This is a genomic window from Marinomonas sp. FW-1, assembly GCF_005222245.1.
Taxonomy (GTDB): domain Bacteria; phylum Pseudomonadota; class Gammaproteobacteria; order Pseudomonadales; family Marinomonadaceae; genus Marinomonas; species Marinomonas alcarazii.
The window spans coordinates 444120-456075 of record NZ_CP025987.1; the positions used below are offsets into that span (position 1 = coordinate 444120).

General features: G+C 44.1%; 13 protein-coding genes. 9 read left to right on the top strand and 4 right to left on the bottom strand.

The features are described from left to right. Positions 1-102: 102 nt before the first annotated feature. A complete protein-coding gene (gene pyrE, locus C1X04_RS02050; RefSeq protein ID WP_110575121.1) occupies positions 103-750 on the top strand; it encodes an orotate phosphoribosyltransferase in 648 nt (215 codons plus the stop codon). 42 nt (positions 751-792) lie between these two features. On the opposite strand, the gene slmA is transcribed toward pyrE, so the two are convergent. The 4 genes from slmA to coaBC form a co-directional block, all read right to left on the bottom strand. Next, positions 793-1386 carry a nucleoid occlusion factor SlmA gene (gene slmA, locus C1X04_RS02055; RefSeq protein ID WP_110574949.1) on the bottom strand — a complete coding sequence of 198 codons (594 nt, stop codon included), beginning with the start codon at positions 1384-1386 and terminating at the stop codon, positions 793-795. A 61-nt stretch (positions 1387-1447) separates the two neighbouring features. Next, positions 1448-2356, bottom strand: coding sequence for an acetylglutamate kinase (gene argB / locus C1X04_RS02060; RefSeq protein ID WP_110574950.1), 909 nt, complete (start codon positions 2354-2356; stop codon positions 1448-1450). Positions 2357-2680: 324 nt separating this feature from the next. Then, positions 2681-3139, bottom strand: a complete 459-nt coding sequence (gene dut, locus C1X04_RS02065) for a dUTP diphosphatase (RefSeq protein WP_011978451.1) — start codon at positions 3137-3139, stop codon at positions 2681-2683. Positions 3140-3174: 35 nt separating this feature from the next. Further along, positions 3175-4398: a bifunctional phosphopantothenoylcysteine decarboxylase/phosphopantothenate--cysteine ligase CoaBC gene (gene coaBC / locus C1X04_RS02070; RefSeq protein WP_137169061.1), complete on the bottom strand. Its 1224-nt coding sequence runs from the start codon at positions 4396-4398 to the stop codon at positions 3175-3177. 103 nt (positions 4399-4501) lie between these two features. Between coaBC and radC the strand changes: the two genes are divergently transcribed. The 8 genes from radC to C1X04_RS02110 all read left to right on the top strand — a co-directional run bounded on the left by radC (position 4502) and on the right by C1X04_RS02110 (position 11953). Beyond that, the gene (gene radC / locus C1X04_RS02075) at positions 4502-5176 is read left to right on the top strand and encodes a DNA repair protein RadC (RefSeq protein ID WP_110574954.1); all 675 of its coding nucleotides are present in this window, start codon (positions 4502-4504) and stop codon (positions 5174-5176) included. 24 nt (positions 5177-5200) lie between these two features. After that, positions 5201-6355, top strand: a complete 1155-nt coding sequence (locus C1X04_RS02080) for an AAA family ATPase (RefSeq protein ID WP_137169062.1) — start codon at positions 5201-5203, stop codon at positions 6353-6355. A gap of 228 nt (positions 6356-6583) precedes the next feature. After that, on the top strand, positions 6584-6820 hold the full coding sequence (gene rpmB / locus C1X04_RS02085) for a 50S ribosomal protein L28 (RefSeq protein WP_063332439.1): 237 nt from the start codon (positions 6584-6586) through the stop codon (positions 6818-6820). Between the two features lie 11 nt (positions 6821-6831). Continuing rightward, complete coding sequence (gene rpmG, locus C1X04_RS02090) at positions 6832-7002, top strand: 50S ribosomal protein L33 (protein ID WP_011978459.1); 171 nt, start codon at positions 6832-6834, stop codon at positions 7000-7002. Between the two features lie 162 nt (positions 7003-7164). Then, a complete protein-coding gene (gene mutM, locus C1X04_RS02095) occupies positions 7165-7983 on the top strand; it encodes a bifunctional DNA-formamidopyrimidine glycosylase/DNA-(apurinic or apyrimidinic site) lyase (RefSeq protein ID WP_137169063.1) in 819 nt (272 codons plus the stop codon). Positions 7984-8219: 236 nt separating this feature from the next. Continuing rightward, complete coding sequence (locus C1X04_RS02100) at positions 8220-9212, top strand: BMP family protein (RefSeq protein ID WP_110574958.1); 993 nt, start codon at positions 8220-8222, stop codon at positions 9210-9212. 93 nt (positions 9213-9305) lie between these two features. Further along, positions 9306-10859, top strand: coding sequence for an ABC transporter ATP-binding protein (locus C1X04_RS02105; RefSeq protein WP_110574960.1), 1554 nt, complete (start codon positions 9306-9308; stop codon positions 10857-10859). Then, complete coding sequence (locus tag C1X04_RS02110) at positions 10856-11953, top strand: ABC transporter permease (RefSeq protein WP_137169064.1); 1098 nt, start codon at positions 10856-10858, stop codon at positions 11951-11953. The genes C1X04_RS02105 and C1X04_RS02110 overlap by 4 nt, the downstream gene beginning before the upstream one ends. The last annotated feature ends 3 nt before the right edge of the window (positions 11954-11956 follow it).

Consider the following 11956-nt stretch of genomic DNA (forward strand, 5'->3'; position numbering starts at 1 on the left):
TTCCTAGCCGTGTGTTATATTAGCACCTATCCAATGTTGGCATGGCTTCGCTCGTTCTTGGCGGCGCTTTGTTGTGTATTATTTTATCTTTCTGGAGTTGGCATGAAACCTTACCAAAGAGACTTTATCGAATTCGCTATTGAGCAAAATGTGCTACGTTTTGGCGAATTCACGCTTAAATCAGGACGCGTAAGTCCTTACTTTTTTAATGCCGGCTTATTTAGTTCTGGCCAAGCACTTGCAAAGTTAGGGCGCTTTTACGCAACCTCATTAATGGAAGCAAATGTTCCATTTGATGTTCTGTTTGGTCCAGCCTATAAAGGCATTCCATTGGCAACCACAACAGCAGTTGCTTTATATGACCATCATAATGTAGACACACCATACGTTTTCAACCGTAAAGAAGCAAAAACTCACGGTGAAGGCGGCTCTCTTGTCGGTGCTCCTTTGGCGGGTAATGTCATGATTATCGATGACGTTATTACCGCAGGAACCGCTATTCGAGAAGTGATGGCGATTATTAAAGACGCTAATGCCACTCCCGCAGGTGTTCTTATCGCCCTAGATCGTCAAGAACGAGGCCAGGGTGAATTGTCTGCCATTCAAGAAGTCGAACGTGACTTCGGAATGCCAGTTATTAGCATTGTTTCTTTAAATGACATTATGACGTATTTAGCAGAACAGGATTCTCCTGAATTTGCAAAACATCTTAATGCGGTTAAAGAATACCGTCATAAATACGGCATTTGATGCGAAACATCTCGTTAAGATTTTAGGAGATAATCTAAAATCTTAACGATTTAACATCAAGTTCTGTGCCAATATTTCCCATTGCTCTTGCCAAATATCCATTGGCTTGACTTTGAATTCGCTGCGAACGTAATGGCGGATCTTACCTTCGATGATCGCAATCAGAAAATTCGCACATGGCGCAACGCCCATAGCAGGTCGAAGACCTTGTTTTAAGTCTGCTTCACGAATGATCTGCTTTAGTTGGGTTTCGATACGGTCAAATACTTGTGCAATACGAACTCTTAGTCGTTCCGTCTCACCAGCCAACGCATCGGCTGTTAACAAACGGCACATGCCTGGGTTCTGTTCAGCAAAGCCAAGAATAAGCTTCATGATCACTTCTATACGAGAAACCACATTCGACTCTTCTTGGATGATCAAATTGATCCGTGTAAAAAGGCTTTCTTCAATAAATTCGATTAAACCTTCAAACATTTTTGCTTTACTGGGGAAGTGACGATACAGAGCAGCTTCCGATACACCAACTTGTTTTGCCAGCGCAGACGTTGTTATACGTGCTCCTGGGCTGCTTTCTAGCATTTGTGCTAGAGATTGCAGTATTTGAGTGCGGCGATCGTTTTTCTTATTGCTCATGTGTCGAGTCCAGTTTTCTGCCAGTGATATTCATTGCTTGTGCTGATTACGTTTACCGAGACTATTCGCCTACTTTGGTATTGGAAATTAGCGTACCAACACCTGTGTCGGTAAATATTTCTAATAACGTTGCGTGCGGTACGCGACCATCAATAATGTGTGCGCTTGTTACGCCTGCGTTCACTGCAGACAAGGCACAGCTGATTTTTGGCAGCATGCCACCATAAATCGTACCGTCAGCGATCAGCGCGTCTACTTGCGCTGTGCTTAATCCTGTTAAAACCTTACCTTGCTTGTCTTGTACGCCTGAAATGTTGGTGAGCAGCATTAATTTCTCTGCTCCAACGGCTTCCGCTACTTTGCCAGCCACAAGGTCAGCATTAATGTTGTAAGAGTTACCTTCGTCATCCACACCGATGGGGGCAATAACTGGAATTAGGTCGCTATTTTCAAAGAACTTTAGGAAGCTGGTGTCGACGCTGGCAACTTCGCCAACGTGGCCAATATCCACTTGTTCTGGAGTAGACATGCCTTCGGCTTGATGTTTGACAAATAACTTTTTCGCTTTAATAAAACGGCTATCTTTACCTGTGATACCGATGGCTTTACCACCCGCTTCACAAATCAAGTTAACGATCTCTTTGTTTACTTGGCCACCTAGCACCATCTCAACCACATCCATGGTTGCCGTATCGGTGACACGCATGCCATTGATGAATTTTGATTCGATGTTCAGCTTCGTTAGCATGTCGCCGATTTGAGGGCCGCCGCCATGAACCACGATTGGGTTAATACCAATGGCTTTCATCAAAACGATATCTCGTGCAAACCCTGCTTGTAGGGTTTCATCTGTCATCGCATTGCCACCGTATTTGATGACCAGCGTCTTACCGGCAAAACGTTGGATATAAGGAAGCGATTCGCTTAGTACCTTAGCAACATCTAAAGCAGACTCACGAGAAAAAGCCACGGGTTATGTACTCCTGTAAACAAAGAATGGGTCACACAAAAAAATAGAAACAATCTTGCTGGCGATACTTATTTTAAGACAAGCATTTTATCTATCCAGTTTGATAAAACGATGACAGATAAGGCCAGTAACGAGTGTAAGCAACCACTTAGGTTTGAAATAATAGCGTGATATTGAAGGATTAACTATAGAAATTTATAGGAAACTGACGAAGTTTTGACTTATGAAACTTAATATTATCAGTCTAACGGGAGATGGATGAGTGAATGTGGTAAGGCACTTAGAAAAGGTGAAATATTCTCACCTTTTCTAAGTGTTCTGTGCTTATTTGGTGCCTGTGTGACCAAAGCCGCCTTCGCCACGTTCGGTGCTTTCGAATTCTGTAACAATGTTAAATTCTGCTTGAACAACTGGTAGTAAAACCAATTGAGCAACACGCTCACCTGGTTCAATAGTGAAGGTCGTGTTGCCACGGTTCCAACAAGAAACCATAAGTTCGCCTTGATAATCAGAATCGATTAAGCCGACAAGATTGCCTAATACGATACCGTGCTTATGACCTAATCCAGAGCGAGGCAAAATAGTTGCTGCTAAATTTGGGTCTTGGATATAAATAGACAAACCTGTTGGTAGAAGTGTTGTCTCGCCAGGTGCAAGGTCTATTGCCTGATCAAGGCAAGCGCGCAAATCCAAACCAGCAGAACCTTCCGTTGCATAGGTTGGTAGTGGGATTTCTTTGCCAATTTTGTCGCTCAGGATTTTTAATTGAATCGCTTGTTTCATGGTTATCTTCTCTTTTCTCTTAATTCAGTATGTGTTTAAAGCGCAGATTTAATGTGTTGCTGAATAAACGCAACAAGTTGGGTTGCCAGTTCGCTTTTTGCGGCTTTGTCAGGCGACCACGTTGCGTCTTGCGTGATAACGGTGACTTGGTTTTCGTCTTGGTTAAAGCCAATGTCGCTGCGTGAGACATCATTGGCGATGATGATATCCAGCCCTTTGCGTTCTAGTTTGCTTTTTGCATACTCGATCACATTTTGCGTTTCTGCGGCAAAGCCAACGATGGTTTTTGCGCGTTTGTGTTTGGCAAGCGTGGCGATGATGTCTGGGTTTTTAACTAACGTCAGAGTCACTTCTTCTGTGTCAGACTGCTTTTTCATTTTTTGGCTGCTGGCAACTTTCATTTTAAAGTCGGCAACCGCAGCGGCACCAATGAAAACATTCGCTTGTGTTGTCATGCTCTGCTCGCAAGCCGCCAGCATCTCATCGGCGCTTTTTACGGCAATGATTGTTGCGCCAGCAGGTGGTGCTATTTGCACTGGGCCGCTGATTAAGGTGACCTTCGCACCACGGGCAATCGCCGCCTTGGCAAGGGCGTACCCCATTTTGCCTGAGCTGTGATTGCTGATAAAGCGAACGGGGTCGATGGCTTCCATAGTTGGGCCAGCGGTAATAACCCAGTGCTGTCCGGATAAATCTTGTTCGATGTGCGAGTATTGAAAATGGGTATTTATGGCGGTAAAAATATCACTCGGCTCGCTCATGCGGCCAGGTCCAATGTCTCCACAAGCTTGTGCACCATCAGCTGGCCCTATACTTAAGACACCTCGTTCAGTGAGCAGTGCCGCATTGGCTTGTGTTGCAGGATGGCGCCACATGGCTTGGTTCATTGCCGGTGCAAGTAAAACGGGCGACTCTGTGGCGATGCATAAAGTGCTTAGTAAGTCATTTGCCATGCCTTGAGCATAACGAGCCATAAAGTCGGCAGAAGCGGGTGCAATGACAATTAAGTCTGCCCACTTTGCCAATTCAATGTGTCCCATTCCAGCTTCTGCATTGGGATCTAATAATGTACTGCGAACTGGGTGACCAGAAATGGCTTGCAGTGTCATCTCGGTCACAAAAGCTTTTGCACCTTCTGTTAAAACGACTTGAACCTCTGCGCCAGCTTTGGTTAGTAAGCGAATTAATTCGATGCTTTTATAAGCTGCAATGCCACCAGTAATGCCTAATAGAATGCGTTTTTGAGCGAGATTTGACATAAAAAACTTCTCAATCCGATCTGTGATAGATAAGGTTAGCAAGAGGCAGGACGCCTTTTTCTTTAAAATGAGTGCAAGATTAACATGGATCAAGGAGTAGATCATGAGTATTAAGCATTGGCCAGAACAAGAGCGGCCGCGAGAGAAGTTAATTCAGCAAGGCGCTAGCGCGTTAAGTGACTCAGAGTTATTAGCCATTTTTCTTCGTACCGGAACGCAAGGGATCAGTGCGGTAGAGTTAGCTCGGCAAGTGTTGAGCCAGTTTGGTGGGTTGCGTGCATTAATGTCTGCCAGCCGTGAAGAGTTTTGCCAAGGTTTTGGTCTTGGTGATGCAAAGTACACCCAACTACAAGCAGTATTGGAAATGTCCAAGCGACATCTGCAAGAACAGCTGATGCGCGAAACCGTGTTTACCAGTGCTGAACATGTTCGAACCTATCTTTCTTCTCAACTGCGTCATTCGCCACGCGAAGTCTTTGCCGTGCTTTTTTTAGATACTCAACACAGGTTGATTCGTTATCAAGAGCTTTTTATGGGCACCATTGACGCTGCCGCAGTGTATCCTCGCGAAGTGGTTAAAGCGGCGTTGCAGTACAATGCCGCTGCGGTGATTCTCGCTCATAATCATCCAAGTGGCGTGGCGGAGCCGAGCCAAGCGGATATCAGTATTACTGAAAGAATCAAACGTGCGTTAGATCTTGTCGATGTGCGATTACTCGATCACTTTGTGGTCGGCGATGGTTCGCCTGTATCGTTAGCAGAGAGAGGGTTGGTATAAATACAAATTTTAGATGGATTGTTTATGATTGAAACCATTGCTATTGAAAACTACCGTTCTATTTTGAAGTTGATCATTCCACTTGATCGGCTCAATGTCGTTACTGGTCCCAATGGCAGCGGTAAATCTAATTTATATAAAGCACTGAGTTTGTTGGCAAGAGCTGGGCGAGGGAGTGTTGTAGAGTCCTTAGCTATAGATGGCGGTTTGGATTCGGCGTTTTGGGCGGGACAATCTAAGCCAAATGATAAAATGCCTATTGTCGGTGAACAGAAACCGTCTAATAATCAGCTAAGACTAGGTTTTTCCTCGGACTCTTATAGTTATTCAGTGGCATTTGGGCGGCCAGAATACGAACCCCGCTCTACTTCCATGTTCCTTTTGGATCCAGGTATTGTTAGAGAATCTATTTGGCCAGCTGGCAGCTACCGTCCTCAAAATGCCTTAGTTGAACGTAAAAATAATGTGATTACTCTTCGAGAGGGCAGACATTGGAAAGTTATTTCGAATCATATATCTACATTCGACTCTTTGTTTGAGCAAGTGTCTAATATTGAGTCCGTTCCAGAAATATATTTAATGAAAGAGCGTATGCGCCAGTGGCGGTTTTATGATCATTTCCGTACTGATAGAAATGCACCCGCAAGACAGTCACAGCTAGGTTCTCGTAGCCCTGTACTTTATCATGATGGTCGAAACCTCGCGGCCGCCATTCAAACCATTCTCGAAACAGGTGATCCTGATGCATTAGTTCAAGCGATTGATCATGCTTTCCCTGGCGCTTATCTTACTATTCGGCGTTCGGATGAGGGGATATTCTCGTTAGAGTTCCATCAGAAAGGATTATTAAGGCCCTTGTCTGTCGCTGAATTATCGGATGGTACCTTGCGCTATATTCTTTGGGTCGCTGCATTACTTACACCGCGCCCGCCAGAACTGATGGTTTTAAACGAGCCTGAAACTAGCTTGCATCCAGATCTTATACCTTCATTAGCTAGGTTAATTCTGTATGCTGCAGAGCGTAGCCAAGTGTGGGTTGTTTCCCACTCTGATATATTAACCCAATGGCTAGAAGATCATGGGCAATGCAATTCAATTCGTTTGGAAAAGTACCTCGGCCAGACTCAGATACCTTCGTTAGAGCGCTTCGATATTCCTGTGTGGCATTGGCCAAGTTAACGATGTTGTATTGACTATTATGATCGGCTGAATGGCTGCTATTCATCTCTAGTGGCAGTTAATTGATCATTTTTTAACAAAAAGAATTGCTCAATGGGTTGGCTTATGGGAAAATGCGCGCCGCTATATCCTCGGTATGGGATTTTTTTGATTCATAAGGAATCATGCTCCGCCTGAGGAAGTGAAACACTTCCAATAAACTTTCTGGATAGCAAAAGGTATTTAATTATGTCTCGCGTATGTCAAGTTACTGGGAAGCGTCCTGTTACAGGTAACAACGTTTCTCACTCAAAGCGTCGTACTAAGCGTCGTTTTCTTCCTAACCTTCACTGGCACCGTTTTTGGGTTGAAGGTGAAAACCGCTACATCCGTTTGCGTGTATCTTCTAAAGGTATGCGTATTATCGATAAAAAAGGTATTGAATCAGTTCTTGCTGAAATTCGTGCCAACGGCGAAAAAGTATAAGGATCTGAATCATGGCTTCTAAAGGCGCTCGCGATCTAATTCGCATGGTATCTTCTGCTGGTACTGGTCACTTTTACACAACTGACAAGAACAAGCGAAATACTCCTGACAAACTAGAAATGAAAAAGTTTGATCCAGTTGTACGTAAGCACGTTATGTACAAAGAAGCGAAAATTAAATAATTTTCGGTCTTTGTCAAAAGGAACCGACTCATTGAGTCGGTTTTTTTATATCTAGTAGCAACACCTTGTTCATTTGGTCAGCGTATTTTCTGTGGCCATTAGCTGAACTGTATTTTTTACTCAGTATTGTTTGTGTGTATCTAGTCATCATTGAGGTCAAGCATGCCTGAATTACCAGAAGTAGAAACCACGTTACGTGGTATCGAACCCAAATTAGTTGGGCGCACTCTTGCTAGAGTGGATATTCGCCAGCCTAAATTACGCTGGTTGATCACGCCTGATCTAAGCTTGGACATGGTGGGAGAGAAAATTACGAATCTTTCTCGTCGTGGTAAATACATTGGTATTCATACATCAAAAGGTACCTTGATTGTTCATCTCGGTATGTCGGGTAGCTTGTACTTTGTGCCTCCCGAGACGCCACCGCTATTTCATGATCATGTTGATTTTTGCTTTACCGATGGCGATGTGTGGTTAAGATACACAGATCCACGACGCTTTGGCGCGATTTTGTGGACAACAGATGATTGGAATAAGCATGAGCTAATCGCGCATTTAGGCCCTGAGCCACTATCAGACCTGTTTAATGCTGATATGTTGTATGCGCGGGCGAAAGGGAGAAAAGTGCCCATTAAAACCTTTATTATGGACAGCAAGGTTGTGGTGGGTGTTGGCAATATTTATGCGAATGAAGCGCTCTTTAAAGCGGGCATTCGTCCAGATCGTATGGCGGGTAAAATCAGTAAGGTACGCTTAGCGCGCTTAGTTGAATGCATTAAAGTAGTGCTTGCTGCTGCCATTAAACAGGGCGGAACGACGCTAAAAGACTTTGTCGGTGGTGATGGTAAGCCTGGCTACTTTAAACAAGAGTTAGCGGTTTATGGTCGAGCGGACAAGCCGTGTATCTCATGTAATGCCCCCTTAAAAGAAATTCGTCAGGCTCAGCGCAGCACGGTTTTTTGTGTAAACTGTCAATCTTGATCCATGGTTTGTGTCTGCATAAGAATGGCGGCATAAGAATTGCTGTTCAGCTATGATCGGTAATTGTCGTTACCTAGAAAAAGTGTTTTCTGGATTGGCTTTTTGCTATATACGTAAGAATATTGCTAAAAATGTGCATATTGCGTTGCGGTATAGAGTTAATCGGTTTATTTTTGACCAGTTAGGCAAGATTTTTTGGTTGCCTAGGAAATATTACATAAATAAGAGGAATTGGAATGAAAGCTGTCTTTCTTGCGTCAGTAACTGCATTGGCTATCTCATCAAGTTTAGCTCAAGCGGCATCAGAACCTGCAGTTGTTTATGATCAAGCGGGTAAATTCGATAAATCTTTTAACGAAGGTGTTTATAACGGCGTTAAAAAATACACGGCTGAAACGGGTATTCAGGTTCGCGAATTCGAACCTAAAAACGAAGCTCAAGTAGAGCAAGGCCTACGTCGTTTAGCAAAACGTGGTTACTCTCCAATCGTTACCGTTGGCTTTAACATGACCTCTGCTGTTGAGAAAGTCGCGAAAGATTTCCCTGAAATCAACTTCACTATCATCGATGGTGTTATCGATCTTCCAAACGTTCAGTCTGTTGTTTTCAAAGAGCATGAAGGTTCCTTCCTTGTTGGTGCCTTGGCAGCGATGGCGTCTAAAACCAATACAGTAAGCTTTGTTGGTGGCATGGATATTCCTCTTATTCGTAAGTTTGCATGTGGCTACGAGCAAGGTGTTAAATATCAGTCTCCTAACGCAACTGTTTATCAAAACATGACGGGTTCCACTGGCGCAGCGTTTAATGACCCAACTAAAGGATCAGAGCTTGCGAAGAGCCAGTTCTCTAAGGGTTCTGACGTTGTGTTTGCGGCTGCAGGTGGTACAGGTATTGGTGTTTACCAAGCAGCAAAAGACGAAGGTAAATTGGCGATTGGTGTTGACTCAAACCAAAACCATGTTCAGCCAGGCACTATGTTGACGTCTATGGTTAAGCGCGTTGATGAAGCGGCTTTCAAAACCTATGCGGATTCTGCCGCTGGCACATGGAAACCTGGTCTAGTTGTATTGGGTCTTGCCGAAGACGGTGTTGATTGGGCGTTGGATGATAATAATGCCAATCTAATCACGGCTGATATGAAAGCGAAAATGGAAGACATTCGCGCAAAAATTATCAGTGGTGACATCAAAGTTCACGATTACATGTCTGACAACACATGTAACTACTAACTTTCCAAGAAAAACAGTTACTCGCGTTATGTGAGTAACTGTTTTTTTTGTTTTAGTGTGTTTGATTCTTAAGCAGATGAATTACTTTTAGATATGACGAATAAAACAATGCCATACGCAATTGAGTTGCGAGACATCAGTAAACGTTTTGGTGCCGTTCAGGCCAATAAAGACATTTGCTTACAAGTTCCAGCGGGTACGATTCACGGTATCATCGGTGAAAACGGTGCGGGTAAATCTACCTTGATGAGTATCATTTATGGCTTTTATGAAGCCGACACGGGCCATATAGAAGTGGATGGCAAGCGTGTTGATATTCGTAGCTCTCAAGATGCGATCAATGCCGGAATTGGCATGGTGCATCAGCACTTCATGTTGGTGGAAAATTTTAGTGTTCTTGAGAATGTTATTTTAGGCGCAGAAGGCGGTGCGGTACTAAAGAATGGTATCGGTGCAGCGCGCTTAGAGTTGCAGCGCTTAGCTCATGAATACAGTTTAGATATTGATGTAGACGCAATCGTAGAAGAACTTCCGGTTGGTTTACAGCAACGTGTTGAGATTTTAAAAGCCTTATATCGTGGCGCACGCATTCTTATATTGGATGAGCCGACGGGTGTATTGACGCCGCAGGAAGCTGATCACCTATTTCGTATCCTAAAAGCCCTAAAAGAACAGGGCGTAACTGTGTTGCTTATTACTCACAAGCTGCGCGAAATCATGGCTTCCACCGACAATGTATCGGTGATGCGTCAAGGTGAAATGGTTGCGCACCGAGAAACCGTTAATACCAGTACGGAAGACCTGGCTGAATTGATGGTAGGTAAAAAAGTCCGTCTTACTGTTCATAAAGATGACGCTCAGCCAAGCGATGTTTTGCTGTCTGCGAAAAACTTGTCTCAGTTTGATAGTCAGGGCGTGAAGCGTTTAAAAAATGTGAGTTTAGAGCTGCGTGCTGGTGAAATCTTAGGTATTGCGGGGGTGTCAGGTAATGGGCAAAGCGAATTATTGAATGTTTTGTCAGGTATTACGCCGATGGACGAAGGTGAGATTCACTTTGCCGGTCAAGTGATTAACGCAAAAGCACCGAAAAATGCCGCACAGATGCGTGATTTAAAAATGGCTCATGTCCCCGAAGATCGCCATAAAATGGGCTTGGTGACGGGCTTTGAAGCCTATGAGGCAGCGGTTCTTGGTTACCATAACTCGCCTGTCTATAACGGTAAAATTCTAATGAACCGTAAGGCAATGCTTGATGAATGTAACGAGCGTATGGCTGCTTGGGATGTGCGTCCACCTAACCCGCACCTTAAAACGGCGAATTTTTCTGGTGGTAACCAGCAGAAAATCGTTATTGCCCGCGAAGTTGAACAAAACCCTGAAGTGTTATTGATTGGGCAGCCAACTCGCGGTGTTGATATTGGTGCAATCGAAAACATTCACGAACAAATTGTAAAACTAAGAGACTCAGGTAAAGCCATTTTACTTGTGTCCGTTGAATTGGATGAAATTATGGCACTAAGTGATCGCATCATTGTGATGTTTGATGGTGCGGTTGTTGGCGAGCTTGATGCAAAAGACGCTGACGAGCGAACCCTTGGCTTGATGATGGCTAACGCTTTTAATGAAGAAGAAGGGGTATCTGCATGAGTCAGGCAAAAGTTCCTGCTTGGGTAAATGTCGCCCTTATCCCGCTGTTAAATATTTTATTGGCGTTTCTAGTATCTGGCTTGGTGATTCTTGCTATTGGTGAAAATCCGATTGAGGCCGCTGGCTATTTGATCTATGGCGCTTTTGGTTACGATGAAGGTATCGGTTATACATTGTATTACGCGACCAACTTGATCTTTACTGGCTTGGCGGTATCTGTTGCCTTTAAAGGCGGTTTATTCAACATCGGTGGTGAGGGGCAGGCCTATATCGGTGGTCTAGGTGTTGGTTTGATCTGTTTGTCATTGGACCACACGATGCCGTTGTATGTGATTGCGCCTTTGGCGGTGATCGGGGCGGCGGTTTTCGGTGCCGCATGGGGTTACATCCCAGCTTATTTACAAGCTCGTCGTGGTAGTCACATTGTTATCACCACCATCATGTTTAACTTTATTGCGTCTTCGTTGATGGTTTACTTGATAGTGAACTGGTTAAAAGAAGACGGCCGTATGGCGCCAAACAGTCGAACATTTGAAGAAAATGCTTGGCTGCCGTATTTGCATGAAATCTTTTCGCCTCTAGGTATTAATATCGGTGACTCGCCATTGAACTTGTCGTTCATTTGGGCTTTGTTGTGCTGTGTCTTTGTCTGGGGATTGGTTTGGCATACTCGTTGGGGTTACCAGTTAAGAACATTGGGAACCAATCCAACGGCGGCACGTTATGCTGGTATTGATACTGCTAAAGTAACCATTTGGGCGATGTTGATTTCTGGTGGCTTGGCTGGTTTTGTTGGTCTGAATGAAATCATGGGTGTGAACCATAATTTATTGCTTAACTTCACAGCAGGTTATGGTTTTGCGGGTATCGCGGTGGCCTTGATGGGGCGTAACAATCCGATTGGTATCATTTTGGCGGCAATCTTATTTGGTGCCTTGTATCAAGGTGGTGCCGAATTGGCATTCGAGCTACCAACCATTACGCCTGAAATCGTTGTGGTAATTCAGGGTTTGGTGATTTTGTTCTCTGGTGCGCTTGAGCATATGTTCAAAGATCGTATCGAAGGCTTTTTTATTCGCAGAGCGGTCGCGTAGGGG